The organism is Advenella sp. (assembly GCF_052108595.1).
GTDB lineage: Bacteria > Pseudomonadota > Gammaproteobacteria > Burkholderiales > Burkholderiaceae_B > Advenella.
Genome location: NZ_JBQEAU010000108.1, coordinates 1 through 16,305 on the forward strand (window position 1 = coordinate 1; position 16,305 = coordinate 16,305).

Annotated in this window: 14 protein-coding genes; 3 read left to right on the forward strand and 11 right to left on the reverse strand. The window is 54.5% G+C overall.

The features are described 5' to 3' along the window. From ACTIKR_RS16640 to hisD, 9 genes are all read right to left on the reverse strand, one after another. The coding region (locus ACTIKR_RS16640; RefSeq protein ID WP_442328429.1) for an ABC transporter substrate-binding protein at nt 1-768 on the reverse strand (768 nt) is incomplete at its 3' end. Nucleotides 769-854: 86 nt separating this feature from the next. Then, on the reverse strand, nt 855-2,102 hold the full coding sequence (locus tag ACTIKR_RS16645; protein WP_442328430.1) for a D-amino acid dehydrogenase: 1,248 nt from the start codon (nt 2,100-2,102) through the stop codon (nt 855-857). Between the two features lie 13 nt (nt 2,103-2,115). Then, nucleotides 2,116-3,792: a thiamine pyrophosphate-dependent enzyme gene (locus tag ACTIKR_RS16650; RefSeq protein ID WP_442328431.1), complete on the reverse strand. Its 1,677-nt coding sequence runs from the start codon at nt 3,790-3,792 to the stop codon at nt 2,116-2,118. After that, nucleotides 3,789-4,451, reverse strand: a complete 663-nt coding sequence (locus ACTIKR_RS16655) for a TetR/AcrR family transcriptional regulator (protein WP_193089751.1) — start codon at nt 4,449-4,451, stop codon at nt 3,789-3,791. The genes ACTIKR_RS16650 and ACTIKR_RS16655 overlap by 4 nt, the downstream gene beginning before the upstream one ends. Next, nucleotides 4,438-5,367, reverse strand: coding sequence for a DUF6963 family protein (locus ACTIKR_RS16660; RefSeq protein ID WP_193089752.1), 930 nt, complete (start codon nt 5,365-5,367; stop codon nt 4,438-4,440). Before ACTIKR_RS16660 ends, ACTIKR_RS16655 begins: the two co-directional genes overlap by 14 nt. 391 nt (nt 5,368-5,758) lie before the next feature. Beyond that, on the reverse strand, nt 5,759-6,307 hold the full coding sequence (locus ACTIKR_RS16665) for a cupin domain-containing protein (RefSeq protein WP_193089753.1): 549 nt from the start codon (nt 6,305-6,307) through the stop codon (nt 5,759-5,761). A 23-nt stretch (nt 6,308-6,330) separates the two neighbouring features. Next, nucleotides 6,331-7,821, reverse strand: a complete 1,491-nt coding sequence (locus tag ACTIKR_RS16670) for a M81 family metallopeptidase (protein ID WP_193089754.1) — start codon at nt 7,819-7,821, stop codon at nt 6,331-6,333. 29 nt (nt 7,822-7,850) lie between these two features. Continuing rightward, nucleotides 7,851-8,771, reverse strand: a complete 921-nt coding sequence (locus tag ACTIKR_RS16675; RefSeq protein ID WP_193089777.1) for a tripartite tricarboxylate transporter substrate binding protein — start codon at nt 8,769-8,771, stop codon at nt 7,851-7,853. Nucleotides 8,772-8,883: 112 nt separating this feature from the next. Next, nucleotides 8,884-10,164, reverse strand: coding sequence for a histidinol dehydrogenase (hisD, locus tag ACTIKR_RS16680; RefSeq protein WP_442328432.1), 1,281 nt, complete (start codon nt 10,162-10,164; stop codon nt 8,884-8,886). 414 nt (nt 10,165-10,578) lie between these two features. Here hisD and ACTIKR_RS16685 point away from each other — a divergent pair, with 414 nt between their 5' ends. The 3 genes from ACTIKR_RS16685 to ACTIKR_RS16695 are packed head-to-tail and all read left to right on the forward strand — an operon-like array spanning nt 10,579 to nt 13,696. Beyond that, on the forward strand, nt 10,579-12,411 hold the full coding sequence (locus ACTIKR_RS16685) for a glycine betaine ABC transporter substrate-binding protein (protein WP_442328433.1): 1,833 nt from the start codon (nt 10,579-10,581) through the stop codon (nt 12,409-12,411). Further along, nucleotides 12,408-13,292 carry an ATP-binding cassette domain-containing protein gene (locus tag ACTIKR_RS16690; protein ID WP_226817150.1) on the forward strand — a complete coding sequence of 295 codons (885 nt, stop codon included), beginning with the start codon at nt 12,408-12,410 and terminating at the stop codon, nt 13,290-13,292. Before ACTIKR_RS16685 ends, ACTIKR_RS16690 begins: the two co-directional genes overlap by 4 nt. Beyond that, nucleotides 13,289-13,696, forward strand: coding sequence for a TfoX/Sxy family protein (locus tag ACTIKR_RS16695; RefSeq protein WP_442328434.1), 408 nt, complete (start codon nt 13,289-13,291; stop codon nt 13,694-13,696). Before ACTIKR_RS16690 ends, ACTIKR_RS16695 begins: the two co-directional genes overlap by 4 nt. 63 nt (nt 13,697-13,759) lie before the next feature. On the opposite strand, the gene ACTIKR_RS16700 is transcribed toward ACTIKR_RS16695, so the two are convergent. Together ACTIKR_RS16700 and ACTIKR_RS16705 are read right to left on the reverse strand one after the other, a co-directional pair. Then, a complete protein-coding gene (locus ACTIKR_RS16700; RefSeq protein ID WP_442328435.1) occupies nt 13,760-15,724 on the reverse strand; it encodes a TRAP transporter large permease subunit in 1,965 nt (654 codons plus the stop codon). Continuing rightward, on the reverse strand, nt 15,721-16,305 hold a 585-nt coding region (locus tag ACTIKR_RS16705; protein WP_442328436.1), incomplete at its 5' end, for a TRAP transporter small permease subunit. The genes ACTIKR_RS16705 and ACTIKR_RS16700, both read right to left, overlap by 4 nt.

Below are 16,305 nucleotides of genomic sequence, written 5' to 3' on the forward strand. Positions count from 1 at the left end.
ATCAATTTCGTCATTCATCAATGCATTGATGGGTGTCATCTGGTCCGGCATGGCGACCCATTGCACGCGGTCAACATTGACCACCTTGCCGCCGGCCGTCCAGCTAGCCGGTTCGCTGCGCGGCACATAGTCATTATTTCGTTCGTATACAACCCGCAGCCCGGGCCTGAACTCGGACTGGACAAACTTGAACGGTCCGGACCCGATGTATTCGGTAATCGGCTTGGATGACGGTGTTTCGGCAATGCGTTTTGGCATCATGAACGCAGGGCGCGAACTGAGCTTGCCCAGACCCGATAGCAATAATGTGGTGGGTTCCTTCAGGCTGATTTCAAATACCTTGCTGTCGACGACCTTGATATCGGCCACCATCGTCATCAATACCTGGCCGGTAGAGTCCTTTTCGGCCCAGCGCTTGATGGAGGCGACACAGTCCTCTGAAGTAACCGGTGCGCCGTCGTGCCATTTGAGACCTTCGCGCAGGGTAAAGGTGTAGGACTTGCCATCGGCAGATACCTTCCAGTCGGCCATTTGCGGTTGCATCTTGAAGCTGGCGTCGGTGCCCACCAAAGTGTCGTAAATCATGTAGCCATGGTCGCGTGTCATGAATGCGGTACTGATGACCGGATCCATGACACGCAGTCCTGATTGCATCACTGCTGTGACGGTTTGTGCCTGAACGGCCGGCACGCACGACAAGGCGGCAGCCAGTGCCATACCCAGTGCCATATTCCTCAAAGCGGTCAATTGCTTGGTCTTGTGCATCATGGTATTTCTCCTGTACTCGATATAAGGGGCTGGCGCACTTGACGCATGGTCAACTGTAGCCAGTACACGTGCTACTGCATCCTGCATTAAGGAGCGAAAAGGTTGTCTGCAACCGTTGTGGGAACGCCTGAAAGCCGATTTGCAAGCAAGGCGGCGCTGCCTGCTGCAAGCGTAAAGCCAAGCGCACCCTGGCCCGCATTGATCCAGAGGTTTCGTAACGGCGTCTGGCCAATCAAGGGTTTGCTGTCCGGTCGCGCGGGACGCAACCCCGCCCACGCCACGGGTTCGTCAGCTGGATGCAGCGCCGGCAAATAGTGCTCGACCGCCCGCTTGAGACTGGCGATACGCCTGGGATGAATGCTGTTCGAACTGTCCCCAATGTCTACCATACCCGCAACGCGCAAGCGGTTACCCAGGCGCGCGTAGACGACTTTGTTATGCACGTCGCTGACACTGACGCGAGGAGCCTCGCTTTGCGATGTCAATTCGTAAGTGAGGCTGTATCCCTTGAGCGGATAAATAAGGGGATTGAAACCGGCCTGGCGGGCCAATACCTGCGCGCCAATACCATTGGCAATGACATAGGCGTCTGCCGTCATATCGCCAGCCTGCGTCTGCAACCGCGTAACACGACCGTCTTGGTGATGCAGGCGCATGACAGGCGTGTTATAAAAAAATTCAACTTTCTGCGGCCCCTGGCGCAATTTGCGTTCCAGTTCGCAGCACAGCTTCAGGCAATCGCCGGCATCTTCACTACGGGTGAAAATACCGCCGGCAATCTGCTCCCGAATGCCGCGCAATGCCGGCTCCAATTCCAGGCAACGCTTGCGGTCCAGTGCTACTTGCGTGGAACCCAGCGCTGCCTGATAGTCCATCTGTTTTCTGGCAGCCGCATAGGAGGCGGCATCCTGATACACCAGCAGCTTTCCGGAACTGCTGAAGTCAAACGACAACATTTCATCTGCAATGAGTTGGTGCACCATTTGCCTGCTGTACAAGCCCAGCGCCAGCAGTTCTGCGCTCGTCTGCCGGCTTTTTTCATTGCGGCAGGCTGCCAGAAATGCCATGGCCCAGCGCCATTGCTGCGGATCGGCGCGCAACCGCAATGACAAGGGTGATTGGGCACTAAGCAACCATGCGGGCAATTTGGGCAGAACCGCGGGTTCGGCCAGCGGCGCCACAAAGCTGTAGCTCAATTGGGCGCCATTGGCCTTGCTAGTCATCTGCCCTGAGCCTGCGCAGGCATCAACAACCGAGACCTGATGTCCCATTTTTGACAGATAATAGGCGCTGGTCATGCCGATAATACCGGCGCCGATCACAATAATATGCATGCTGGCTCCCGCATCATTGGCTTAACATTGCGCGCGCACGCAATTGATCGATCGTTGCCGATGCAGATATATATTGCAAACTGGTGCGGACCGAAATCACGGCTGGCCCCTCTGCGGCAAACGCGGTGCGCAGCGCCGCATCAATCTGCGAACTGTCATCAACGCGAATACCCAGCGCGCCGAAATTGCGCGCCAGTGCGGCAAAATCCGGATTGCGAAGATCCGTTGCGCTCACCCGTTGCGGAAAATGCTTTTCCTGATGCATGCGGATCGTGCCATAGGCGCCGTTATCGGAGATCACCAGTATCGGACGCGCGCCATACTGGATGGCAGTGGCCAGTTCGTTGCCTGTCATCAGAAACCCGCCGTCGCCTACAAAGCAGACGACCTGTCGGTCCGGATAGCGCAAACTGGCCGCAACGGCAGCCGGCACCCCGTAGCCCATGGCGCCCGAAGAGGGTGCAACCATTTGCCTGCCACCGCCGAAACGCAACAGGCGCTGGACCCACCCGCCAAAATTGCCGGCATCAATCGTAATAATGGCGTCATCGGCCAGCAAACGATCGGCCGCCTGCACCACACTCGAGAACACGACGCCGTCTTCGGCATCGGCGGGCCCGTCCCAGTCTGTCAGCGATTGCGCCACCTGGTGCAGTTGCTTGCTCCATACCTGATGATCGGGATCTATTGCCGCCGGAGCAAAGTCGCACAGATCAACAAGAAACGCGGCAGGATCGGCCACCAGCCCCAGATCTGTCCGGCGCAACGCACCTAATGCGCACGCGTCCGGCCAGACATGGATCAAGGGCTGCGCCGGATGCGGCGCGGCGGGAAAACAGTAACCTTGAGTGGTCACATCACCCAGGCGGGTGCCAACAGCAATGACCAGATCGGCCTGGGCAACCGCCTGCGCCAGCGCTGCCGGCGCGCCATAGGCCAGGTGCCCGGCAAACAGCGGATGATCGTTGGCAAGCAAATCGGCATGCCTGACCGCTGTTGCTACCGGAACACCAAAAGCCTCTGCCATGCACCGCAGCGCAGTCTGCCCTGTCTCGTTTTTAAGCAGTCCGCCGGCAATAATCAGTGGCCGGCGCGCCAGCTCAATCATGCTGGCCACACGCTTGAGCGATGTGTCCGACGCCCCGGCTGCCGGCAAAGGAAGACAATACGCCCTTTCGGTGTCGACCATATCTTCCAGCATATCCTCTGGCAACGCAACGACAACCGGCCCCGGTGTGCCGCTGCACGCATAATGGAACGCCGTTGCAACGCACTCGGCCAGCCGTTGCGCGTCATTGATCTCGACAACCCATTTGGCCATGCTGCCGAACACGTGCCCGTAGTCCACCTCCTGGAAGGCTGCCATATGACGGTGCGCCCGTTCGACCTGACCGATAAAAAGCACCAGCGGCACTGCATCCTGCTGCGCCGTGTGCACGGCAATCGCCGCGTTCATTGCACCCGGCCCACGACTGACCAGCGCGATACCTGCTCGCCCGGTAAGGCGCGCGTCGGCCACGGCCATGAAGCCGGCGCCCCCTTCGTGACGACAGGTCACCACGTCAATCCCCGCATGATCCGAGAGTGCATCCAGCGCACTCAAATAGCTTTCCCCGGGCACACAAAAGACCCGTTCTACCTCATGCGCACTTAACACTTCGATCAATACATCCGCTGCTCTTCTCTTCATTGTCTGCTTCCGTCAAAATATCCTTTGCCCTTGACCTGCTCAAGATCGGCCAATGCCTGTGTTCGCAGATTTTCAGGAAAGCCGGCGTCAATGATCTGCTCAAGCGATGCATATAGCCGCTGCCAGCCCGCATTCGTGCGTAACGACACACCCAGGAAATGGCTTTCGGTCCTGGATCGCAACATCATGTACAGCACCCCCGCCAGCATGATACTCACCACTGCCGGCACGTCCAGTTCCTGCGTCAACCCGTCTACCCGATCAATGAACGATCTTGCCGCCTTCTCGCGGCGCTGCGCCAGTTGTTCGGTTACCTCGTTCAATTCAATCAGCTCCCAACGCCGGATTTCCCGCAGGCTCTCGCTGCCTGCGAGCGCCTCGATCTGGGCATGCAACATCGACAGAATCAAGGCGGCAGGCGTCTGCTGGCTGGACTCTTCATCCTTGATCAGGCCAGCGCGTGCCGTCCAGAAATCCTGTCCCTGCATCCAGGCAAGCAACAATCCCGGCATACCATCAAAGTAGCGATAGATGAGCTCCTTGCTCACGCCAGCCCGTTTGGCAACGGCGTTAACGCCTACGCCCACCATCCCCGTCTCATTGATCTGTTCTTCCAGCGCATTCAAAAGCTTTTTCTCGGTGTTTTCACGACGCGACATGCACTGCCCTTCTCATGACGACCATAGCCGAGACGGGGTCCAGACTGCGAACAACGCAGCCATCCTGCACCTGCCCGATCAGCTCGCTGACCACATGCCCGACCAGGCGGGCGCCCTGCCAGACTGGTGTTCCGAGATAGACTGCAGTAAAACGACCTGACATCTGCGACATCTGCACAGCAGCCGTTTCAATCAGCGCGATGTTCCCGTCGACATCCAGCTGGATCCGATCGCTTTGTGCCGTTCGCAGTTCAACACCCTGCGGCAGCGACAAGAACTGATATGCGCTGGTGTCACCACCCAGGCAACTCCAAGCCAGACTGCCAACGGCATCTGCTGTATCACGCATGAAATAAATCGAGTTGTGCAGTATCGCCAGGCGCCTGTCCCCTTCACTGCGGTGAAAGCTGCCAAGATCTGCTCTTGAGGCGACTCGCTGGCTGTTGCCCCAACCAATACGGCCCTGGGCATCAACGGCAATGAGTCCGGCGTCGCTTTGGCCATTGGCATGCAGAACGGCGTCTACAGCATGTTGTGGCATTTCCCCGCTGGCCAGTCGCCGCAACACTGCACGATTCAAGGGCTCGCCGTCGCTTCCCGCCCGATTGGGCAAGCGATGACCGGATACCAGGCCGATGCCATCGAAGCCGGGCAGAAACTGCTGCAGCGGCTCGGGCCTGTCGGGCCCGCTGGAAATCGCTGTCGCACGTGTGGCCTGCAGCCATTGGTCCGGAATGGCCAATTTTGCGGCTCCACCCCTCTGGGTCACGCAGTGGCCTACTTTGCCATCGTGCAACATGGCTGCAAATACGGCAAAGCCGCCAATGGCGCCTCTTCCCAGCAATTCTGCCGCAAGCACCGCTGCACGTACTGATTCTCCCGCATTGGCGCCGCTGGCGGCTATTCCAATTGTCATAAAAAATCCATTGCAAAGTTCATTGAGCGACAAAACAGATGCGTCATGCCAAATGTGACCGGGTGGTCATATTTGAATGCTAACACCATGACATTCGAAATAACAAGCGTAATTTTCTAGGGAATACCCGAATTATGAGCGTTATGCCGGTCGGCGTCGGGCGATAAAAAAAGAGCGCTGAGCGGCGCCGAAAACGTTCACAATCGGACCAACGCAGCGATGCAGTTCTGATGAGTCGATTGACTGTGACACTTTTTTTTTCGAGAAAACAGGGTCGATCATGACCGGCGGCGACAGAAAACCAGCATCGAATATGCCAAAAATTCGTCTTTTTATATCGATATGCTGCGGGAGCCTCGCATTTGGCGCCAGCACGGGCTCATGGAAATGATCAATAAGACGGCGGCGTCACCGCACTGATGATAATGGCCTTGGTTTTTCCTGCATTGCGAAACGTGTGTGGCTCATTACTGTCAAAATAATATCCATCTCCGGCACCCAGTATCTGTGTCTGGTCGCCGACAGTAACCTCTACTTCGCCCTGCACGACAACGCCTGCCTCCTGCGCTTCGTGAGACAGTGCCAGCCCGGAATCAGCGCCCACCTCATAAACCTCATAGAGCATCAAAATCGATCGATTCGGGTGGTTGACGCCGATCATTCGATACGAGAGTTTGTTTTTATCGCCTATTTCAACAAAGTCATCATGCCGATAAAACGGTGAGACGGGTCTTGTCGTGTGCCCCGACGTGAAAAAGCTGTCGAGCGTCGTGCCAAGGGAGTCAAGAATGGCAGCCAGCGTATCAACAGAGGGGCTTGTTTTATCTCGTTCTATAAGTGAAATCGTGGCATGAGCAATGCCGGATCGTTTTGCCAAATCCCGAACGCTCAACCTTCGGCGCAAACGAAGTTGCTTTATGTGCGTTCCTATTTTCGGCATATGGTATACACTCTCGAACCTGTTTATTGTAGGTCTACGGACTCCAGAAAAGGCAGTTCAATAGGGTCCAGCGGATAGATTGGCCGGCATTTTTCAAAAGGCAATTGTTCGGGGTGAAAGCCCGACAATCCGGGCGTTTCAACAATATGACAGTCGCCATAGTCCTCAAATGCCATTTTGAAATGATAACCTGACTTTACAATAATTACGTCAGTATTATCCAAAGAAATGCCTGCATCCAGATAGCATCCCGGATCCTGGGACATGACAGCATCATGTGTGACCAGCAGCGTATAGCGGGCCTGTTCAATGACCGCGAAGGGTCCCAGTCTGAGCTTGGCGCCTTTCATGAACGTGCCCCTGTTACGAAATACCCCGTTGCCCAGGCGGGTGATTTTACCGAACACATCCATTGCGCTCAATCCTGGTGTATTCCCCCCCCCGAGCGATAGCGAAATGGTGGCGCCCTCCATCGCCTTCAGGCATTGCTCATATGCCGCCGGATCAGTAACAATAGCCGTGATATGACGCTCGCTATACTGCAGGCACTCATTGAAGGCATAGATGGAATCGCCGGGCGCTCCAGCAAGAACTCTATCCCCAAAATCCCCGATTATTAGACGCGGCTGCGTTCCACTGAAAGTTTGCAGCAAGTCTCTGACGGAAGGCAACTGATGGATAAACTGATGCCGACAACCCCAGAACTCGGTTGCCGCCGTCAGACTCAGTGCTTTTGCAGCAGCAACCCCATTCTCATTTTTCGCATATACAATAACGGCCTGCCCGACATCTGTTCCGTCAATGAATGGATTGACATTGAAAATGGAATAATCAAGCAAATTGCCGTCAGACGCTATGGCAGACTGCATTTTATGATGCAGCTTTGCCAAGGGGCCGTTGGTCGTTTCGTCATTACCTCCCAGCAACATGGGAAGAAAGACGCCAAACCCCTGCGGCTCGATCCGGCGCGACAACATACTGCCCAGGACCTGCGCCACCCGCTCTCCTGTTTGAGCCGCATCCGCATGGGGATTAGTCTTGTATGCGGTGCCAAAATTGAGCAGCCTGAACAATTTTTCAGTCGCATGCGCGTGAAGATCAAAGCCTGCGACAATGGGTATCCGGTACCCAGTTATGTCGCGGATCGATGACACAAGATCTTCTTCTACACTATCGCATGACGCCGATTGGGTGCATCCGTGTAAATCGAGTGCGATAGCGTCATAGCGACTGGATCGCGCTGCCGCAAGGATGCGTTCTTTTATAAACGCATATGCCGCATCCTGTACAACTCCGCCACAACGTGCGCGCGCTGCGAATGCCGGCACTACTACGTGTCCAAGGGCTGTCAGTTCCCGGATAATACCGCCAAGCACCGAATCAGATTTTTCATTCTTCTCAATCATGTCCACACCTTCTTCAATCTCAAACGAGGTTAAAGGCGTGTGTACCGGCGAGAACCCATGCGTTTCCTGAAAAAGCTGAGCAACCAATATCCGATGTGATGTGTGCATATTCTGAAAACCCTGTGGCACCGCCCCTGTTAGTCAAATTGTATTTTTGCTGCCTTGGCGGTTTTTCTCTGCTTGTCCACTTCAAGCTTGATCTCCTGTGCGAACGCTTCGGGCGTGTTGCCGACTGGCTCGGCAGAAAACCCCTTGAGTTTTTCCAGAACTGCCGGTTGCGCAAGCACCTTCTTGACCGTTTCCTGTATTTTGAGTGTTATCTCTTTGGGCATGTTTGCCGGCCCGATAAGGCCGAAAAATGACGAATCATTTACCACCTCCATGCCCAACTCTTTAAAGGTCGGAGTATCAGGTAGCGTTGGCACTCTCTCAGGATAAGCGACAGCCAACGCAAGTAATTGCTTGGATTTAATAAAAGGAAGCGAAGAAGGTAAATTATCAAAAACGGCCGAAACCTGCCCGCCCAAAGCATCCTGTAAAGCGGGCGCCGAACCCTGATATGGCACAGCATTGAGTTTCGTTTTGTTCACAAGATTGAACAGTTCGCCCATCATATGCGCTTCAGATCCATTGCCTGCATGTCCATAAAAATACTTGCCCTGATCCTTTTTGACTACATCCAGGAAATCAGCCATATTATTGACCTGAAGATTCGGACTGACCACGAGCACATTGGGCACCGAAACCAGTCTGGTAATGGCTGTCAGGTCTTTCAACGGATCAAAACTCACATTCTTGTAGACCACTGGCGTAATTGCAGTGGAGCTTACCGTTGCTATACCCAAAGTATAGCCATCGTTCTTTGCACGCGCCAGATATTCCGTGCCTATTTTTCCTGCGGCACCCGTTCGGTTTTCTACGATGACCGGCTGTCCGAGTTCCTTTGCCAGCGGCTCGGAAAGCACCCTTGCCATAACGTCGGTGGTACCACCGGTAGCAAACGGCACGACAATCTTGATCGGCTTAACCGGGTAGGCGGTGGACGCCGATACTGTCATCGTCGTACAAGCCAGGATGGTCAATACGAGATTTGAAGCTATATACTTTTTTACCGGGTTCATTACAGTGTCCTCGTTTTACAGGAATCAATAGAGTTATACGAGCGCATAACTATCCAGGATGTCGTCGTAACCGATATTCGGCCGCTTTCCTGTGCCCTTCCATTCCTTCCGTTTGGCTTTGTCTGATCGCAGGAGGTGCCACACTTTCTATACCACTTTGCTCCATCCATTGGTGGGTACAGACTTTGACGTATGAGCCTACCCACAAGCCACCGGTATATCTTCCGGCACGCATTGTCGGCAACGTGTGGTTGGTCCCGCAACACTTATCGGAATAGACAACACTCGCATTTTCTCCGATAAAAAGCGAACCGTAATTTCGGAGTTGTTTGGCTGTTTCATGTGGTGCTCTGGTATGTATTTGCAAATGCTCTGCGGCTACATAATCGGAATAGGCGTGCATGGCATTCTCATGCGGACACAATACGATCTCCCCAAAATCGCTCCATGCTTTACTGGCTACGTCAGCCGTTGCAAGCGCCTGCATTTGTATATTGACCTGCGACAAGGTATTTTGGGCAAGGTTTTTACTCGTGGTGATCAGACCAACTCGTGTATGTACATCATGCTCTGCCTGGGCAAGCAGATCACATGCGACCATTGCCGGGTCTGCCGTTTCGTCTGCCACAATGAATATTTCACTTGGCCCTGCGAGTTGGTCAATCCCAACCTGTCCGAACACCTGCCGCTTGGCCTCGTTAACAAATGCATTGCCAGGCCCAACGATTTTGTCGACCGCCGGTACGCTATCGGTACCATAGGCCATCGCAGCAATCGCTTGTGCACCGCCGATACGAAATATTCGGTCTGCTCCTGCCAGATGGCAACCGGCGATCATGGCCTGATGGGCGCCCGGCGGCAGGCAAGCAATTACCTCGTCACATCCGGCCACCTTGGCAGGCACGATTGTCATCACTGGCGCCGATAAAATCGGGTACCGGCCCCCAGGCACATATGCACCAATGCGTTCAATTGGAATAATTTTGTGTCCCAGATGAACGCCTGGCAAATTCTCCACTTCAAGCGGCAGCATGGTTGCAAGTTGCGCCTGCGCAAATTTTCTGACTTGCTCAATCGCAAACAAGGTATCTTCGCGCGTCTGCTGGTCAAGATTATTGACAGCCTCATGCTTCTCGTCGGCAGTCACTTCCAGTTCAATGTCGAACGCGTTATCAAATTTCTCTGAAAACTGCCGTACAGCGGCATCCCCGTTCTTACGTACGGCATTGATAATTTCCTTTACTGTCCCCTCAATTGATTCAAGGGTATTCTGTTGGTGCGCGGCGGGTTTCTTAATAAACTCAACGCGCTTAAAAATAACTTCACTCATCATAAGTCCTGTGTGCATCGGGAATAGGGAAATTCTATACACTCACAGATTCAAATCATAGGCAGCGTTGAGTCTATGGTTAGTTTTATATCCATCCATTCGAACTTCTCCAGCAAAACCATCATGCATTCTCCTGCAACATCCGGTTCGAGAGAACTTGATTGCTCGAAAAATCGTTCAATATTCTATCCAAACACAGAACATTGCAATTTTCGTGAGTATTAAAGCGATGCATGTGCTCATCCAGAAGTGGCTTGATTCGCTTGACTGCCTGGAGTAATGCGCCAAGCCTCGCATATTATCTTTAAATACCCGAAATGATGTCTATTTACGTCAATATGACGCCAAAGCCTTGCGCCATCGGCAAATGCCAGTTGTAATTGACCGATCAAGCAAACCGCAAGGGTCCGGCCAATGTTACAGCGCATCGTTTTTGTTTTTTTGCTCTTTTTCTCTGCCCCTGCCCTCGCTGCGTGCGATAGCCCCGTCAAGTTCGCCGCGCTAACTTGGGAAAGTGGTCAATTTACCAGCGCCGTATTGCGCCTGATCGCAGAACGCGGCTACCAGTGCAAAACCACGGAGGTTCCCGGTTCGGGCCCTGCCCAGGAAAATGCCCTGTCACAGAATGACATTCAGGTGATTGGCGAAGTCTGGGTCGGGCGCTCCGAAGTCATGAACAAGGCACTGCAAGAGAACAAGGCCGCCATGGTGGGCGACACGCTCAAAGGCGGAGCCCAGCAGGGCTGGTACGTGCCCGAGTATGTCTGGGAGCAAAATCCGCAACTGCGTTCCTACAAGGATCTTGAGCGGTTCTCAGACTTGTTTCTGGATTCAGCAAGCGGCCCCAAGCCACGCTTCATGAACTGTCCGTCTGGCTGGACATGCGAGATATTCAATACCCGCCTGTTGCGCACGACCGGCCTGGACAAGACATTCGCTAATGTTCACCCCGGTACGGGCGCAGCACTGGATGCGGAAATTTCCTCGGCCTATGAACAGAAGAAGCCCCTGCTCTTTTATTACTGGCAGCCGACGGGGCTGATGGCCAAGTACACATTCAAGGCGCTGGAATTTCCAGAAAATGAATCGGAATGCTGGAGCAGCCTGCTGCAAAAAGACGGTGACAAAAACTGTGTCACCGGTTTTCCGGTATCCAATCTGTCGATTGCCGTGTCCACGCCGTTCAAGGAGCAACATCCGGATCTGATGCAGTTCTTTGAAAAAATCCAGTTCACTGCCGATCAGTTGAACGGCGCCATTTTGCAGATGACCGAAAGCAAACGCGATGGCACCCGACAGGCAGAACAATTCATCAAGGAACATCCCGAAGTCTGGCAAGCGTGGGTCAGCCCCGAAGCGGCATCCCGGCTGCAGGCATGGACTGGGCAAACGGCAGCGACAAGCAGCATTTTCCCTGACTGGTCTATCCAGGACAAACTCAATAGCGGCCTCAAGTCGGTTGTGGGAACCTATGGCGAATCGTTTCGGCAGGTCAGTGGATTCCTTACCCGCTACTTGTTAAGTCCGACGGTGCAGACGCTGGCGGCGATTCCGGCATGGCTGATGATTCTGCTCACGGCAGCATTGGCCTGGCACAGCACACGCTCAATCATTTTTGCGGTGGCGTGTGCTATCGGGCTTTACGTGATTGGCGCCTTTGGCTTGTGGACTGCATTGCTGCAGACGCTGGCGCTATTGATTTGCGCAGTCATTATTACAGTGGTCATCGGGATACCCATAGGAATTTTTGTTGCGGCCCGCCCGCGCGTATATCGTGTGCTGCAACCGGTGCTCGATGTGATGCAGACCATGCCAAGCTTTGTCTATCTCATTCCGGTGCTGATGCTTTTTGGCCTGGGAAATGTTCCCGCGCTTTTCGCCACGGTGATTTACGCCATCGCACCGCTGATCCGGCTGACCGCATTGGGCATTTTGCAGATCAGTCGCGAAATGCACGAAACCGGAACGGCATTTGGCACCAACCGCTGGCAAATGCTGCGCTGGGTCATTCTGCCGCTGGCCAAGCCCAGCATCATGGCCGGCATCAACCAGGCGATCATGATGTCGCTCTCAATGGTCGTGCTGGCCTCCATGATCGGCGCGCCAGGCCTTGGCGAGCGGGTGCTGGAAGCGGTGCAGACGCTGAATGTCGGCCAGGGAGTGCAGGCGGGCAGCGCAATTGTGATTCTGGCTGTGATTATTGATCGCATCACCCAGGCCTACGGCAACCGCAGGAGAACACGATGAATACAGAGGCAATTGACACTACCGCGGGCGCGGTGCCAACCGGCGCCGGTAGCCCGGGAATAGACGAACATTTCATTCGTCTTCAGAATATCAACAAGGTGTTCGGCAGTCGCCACAGCAAGGCCATGAAGTTGCTGCATCAGGGATCGGACAATGAAGAAATTACCGCTGAAACCGGCTGCCATGTCGCGTTGAGAAATATCAATCTGGACATTCCGTCCAATGGGATTTATTGCATCATGGGCTTGTCGGGCTCAGGCAAATCCACCCTGCTGCGCCATATCAATAGACTGATCGATCCGGACACCGGTACTGTCCAAATCCAGGACGTGGACGTGACCGCCCTGTCGATTCCCGATCTGCAGAAGTTTCGCCAAAAGCGCATCGCCATGGTTTTTCAGCACTTTGGCCTGTTGCCGCATTTTACCGTGCAGCAAAATGCCGAATTTGCCCTGCGCGTGCGCGGCGTACCCAAGCCCGAGCGCGCAGAACAGGCGCGCTACTGGCTTAACGAAATGGAACTGTCGGGCTACGAGGCACATTATTACGATGAACTCTCCGGCGGCATGCGACAACGGGTCGGCCTGGCGCGCGCACTGGCGGCCGGCACCGATATCCTGCTGATGGACGAGCCCTTTTCCGCACTTGACCCGCTGATCAGGCGCAAGTTGCAGACACTGCTACTGGATTTGCAGGATCGGCTGAACAAGACAATTGTGTTTATTACCCATGATGTGGAGGAAGCCCGGACACTGGGTGGCACCGTTGCCCTGCTCAACCAGGGCTGCCTGATTCAACAAGGTAGCCTCGAGCAAATGGCGGCAAATCCGGCCGATGAATATGTAGCCAGCTTTTTGACGTCCACGGCCGAGGCATCATGAGCGTTTCCAGAGACTTTCTGGAGTATGTGCTGGATCTGCTCGCGCCGCTGGGGCCGATTACCACACGCAGAATGTTTGGTAGTGTCGGGCTGTATCTTGACGGGCGGATGTTTGCCATCGTCAGCGGCGAGAACCGATTCTATGTCAAGTCGGATAGTCAGACACAGGCACAGTTCGACAAAGCGGATTGTCTACCATTGACCTATACCACGAAAAAAACAAACGGAGACAGCAAGACGATCGCGCTTTCGTTTCATGCGCCGCCCGAATCAGTCCTGGATGATCGTCAACAAATGCTGGAATGGTCGCAGCTTGGCGTAGAGGCGGCCGCGCGCGTGCCGGAAAAGAAACAGCGCAAACCGTCAGCAGGCTCGCCGGCCGATTTATACCGGCGCCGCAGGTGACCGCAACTGACATAAGCGGGCACTGCTCGGGACCGCCCACGGCCCTTAAACAGCGCATCAACATCAATACAGCACTTCCGGCAACCACAGACCTATTTTTGGGAAAGCATACAATAGAATCAGGGCTACTATCTGTATGCCCATGAAAGGCAACATACCCATGAATATCTGGTTCAGCGTCACGTGCGACGGCGCAACGCCTTTCAGATAAAATGCCGACATGGCCACGGGTGGCGAAAGAAATGCAGTCTGCAGGTTCAGCGCAACCAGAATACCGAAAAACAGCGGATCAATATTGTAATGCGCAAGCAACGGCAGAAATATCGGCATGAAAATAACGATAATTTCTGTCCACTCCAGCGGCCAGCCCAGTAAAAAAATCACAATCTGCGCAAGTATCATGAACTCCAGTGGCGTCAGGTCCATGGACACGACCCAGTCATTGATGATTTGCTGTCCGCCCAGCAAGGCAAAGGCGGCAGAGAAAATACTGGAGCCGACAAAAAGCCAGCACACCATCGCACTGGTTCTTGCCGCCAGATACACCGACTCCTTGAGCATCGGCATATTCAGCCGTCGGTAGCACAGGGCCAGCAGGATGCCGCCAAAAGCCCCCATGGCCGCTGCTTCCGAGGGTGTGGCAAAACCAAAGACGATACTGCCCAGCACCGCCAGAATCATAAATGCCAGCGGGAAAAACGACGCCAGCAGCATTTTGAAAACTTCGAGCCGGGCAAAGGTGAACCATGCATAGAACGCGATCATCAGCGCCAGCCCAACGGCAAACACAATCCAGAAGGTTGGCGATACACTTGGCGCGTCTGCCTCGGGCACCGTAGATGCTGCTGCATTCTGTTCAGACTGAGATGGTGTGGCGCCTGGCGGCTCCGCTACCGTGCCAGGGGGTTCGGAAACGCCTGCCGGCGGTTCAGCCAATGCGGCACCGGGCGGCTCGGCAAGAGACCCTGGTGGCTCGGCCAGCCCCGCACCTGCTGGCTCCTGCAACGAACCGGCATACTGCACCGTTGACGGCGCATTGAGCGATCCCAGTTCTGTCAGCGTGCTTGCCTGTTGCGTGGTGGGCATTGAAAGGTTGTAGCTAAGCCCGATCACGCAGGCGAACATAATGGCGGGAATCAGGGTGATGAACAATTGCTTTACTATCACATAGGCCGAAATGCTGCTATTGCGCTCGCCCTTAAGCGCACGCAGCAAGCCGGGGAGTGCCTTGTTACTGATGCTGTTTTTGATGTTGGCAGCAAACTCAGGTAACGGAATTCGTCGCTCTTCCTCCGACAATGGCGGCGCCCAGGATGGCTTGAGTTTTGCCACCAGAATAATATACAAAACGTACATGCCGGCAAGCAACAGACCAGGAAAGAATGCCGCCGCATACAATTTAACGACCGATACACCCGCCACGGCGCCATACACAATCAACAATACCGAAGGCGGGATCATGATTCCCAGGCAGCCGCCTGCTGTAATCACACCCGCCGACAGTTTGACGTCATAGCCTGCCTTGAGCATCGCCGGCAACGCCAGCAGGCCCATGAGCGTGACCACGGCACCAACGATACCGGTGGCGGTCGCAAACACCGCGCAAGTAATCACGGTTGCCACGGCGAGCGACCCGGGAATTCTGGCCATCACCAGATGCAGACTTTTGAAAAGTTTTTCGATCAGGTTCGCGCGTTCAACCAGATAACCCATAAAGATGAACAGCGGAACGGCGATCAGTACATCATTTGTCATGACGGCGTAAGTGCGCAACACCATCAGATCCAGTGTTTGCTCTATGGCAAGCTTGGGACCCATTGCGCGATAGGCAAACAGCGTGAATATGACGCCCATGCCCATCAGCGTAAATGCGGTGGGAAAACCAAGCATGATGGTGACCACAATCAGCGCCAGCATCAACAGGCCCAGGTGGCCATTGGTAATATCCGCTGGCGCCGGCATGAGTATAATCAGAGCCGCCACAATCGCAATCAGTATACTGATACCGAACCAGGCCTCTTTTTTCATGCTTTATCCCCTTGCTTTGCGATGTGCTGGTCGGCTTCTTGAATATCGGCATCGGTCACATTGACCATGTCTTTCAGTTTATCGACGTCGACTTCTTCAACGTCAATATCACGGGAGGGCCAGTCGCCGTCGCGCAGGCACTGCACACAACGCACAACCTCGACAATGCCCTGCATGATCAGCGCAAAACCGGCAATAGGGATGATTGCCTTGAATGGGTAAATCGGCGGGCCATCTGCGGTAATGGTCGAATGCTCATTAATGGCAAAAGACTCCGATGCATAGTAATATCCAGCCCACACCAAGGCAATGACCCCGGGGAAGAAAAACAGGACATACAAAATGAGATCGAGCAGCGCCTGCAGGCGCGGCGGAAAGAATCCATACAGCACGTCGCCGCGTACGTGGCCGTTCTTGCCCAATGTATAGGCGCCCGCCATCATGAACAAGGCGCCATACAGCATATTCATGACATCAAATGCCCAGGCGTGCGGATTTTTGAATGCGTAACGGGAGAAAACTTCGTACGTGACAAACAGCGTGAGAATCAGCGCACACCAGCCGAACAGCTGTCCGATCCA

Coding starts and splice junctions, on each gene's coding strand:
- ACTIKR_RS16660 (WP_193089752.1), bottom strand. CDS start 5,367: ATGACAATTGGAATAGCCGCCAGCGGCGCCAATGCGGGAGAATCAGTA.
- ACTIKR_RS16670 (WP_193089754.1), bottom strand. CDS start 7,821: ATGCACACATCACATCGGATATTGGTTGCTCAGCTTTTTCAGGAAACG.
- hisD (WP_442328432.1), bottom strand. CDS start 10,164: ATGAGTGAAGTTATTTTTAAGCGCGTTGAGTTTATTAAGAAACCCGCC.
- ACTIKR_RS16645 (WP_442328430.1), bottom strand. CDS start 2,102: ATGCATATTATTGTGATCGGCGCCGGTATTATCGGCATGACCAGCGCC.
- ACTIKR_RS16695 (WP_442328434.1), top strand. CDS start 13,289: ATGAGCGTTTCCAGAGACTTTCTGGAGTATGTGCTGGATCTGCTCGCG.
- ACTIKR_RS16685 (WP_442328433.1), top strand. CDS start 10,579: ATGTTACAGCGCATCGTTTTTGTTTTTTTGCTCTTTTTCTCTGCCCCT.
- ACTIKR_RS16690 (WP_226817150.1), top strand. CDS start 12,408: ATGAATACAGAGGCAATTGACACTACCGCGGGCGCGGTGCCAACCGGC.
- ACTIKR_RS16675 (WP_193089777.1), bottom strand. CDS start 8,771: ATGACAGTATCGGCGTCCACCGCCTACCCGGTTAAGCCGATCAAGATT.
- ACTIKR_RS16700 (WP_442328435.1), bottom strand. CDS start 15,724: ATGAAAAAAGAGGCCTGGTTCGGTATCAGTATACTGATTGCGATTGTG.
- ACTIKR_RS16650 (WP_442328431.1), bottom strand. CDS start 3,792: ATGAAGAGAAGAGCAGCGGATGTATTGATCGAAGTGTTAAGTGCGCAT.
- ACTIKR_RS16655 (WP_193089751.1), bottom strand. CDS start 4,451: ATGTCGCGTCGTGAAAACACCGAGAAAAAGCTTTTGAATGCGCTGGAA.
- ACTIKR_RS16665 (WP_193089753.1), bottom strand. CDS start 6,307: ATGCCGAAAATAGGAACGCACATAAAGCAACTTCGTTTGCGCCGAAGG.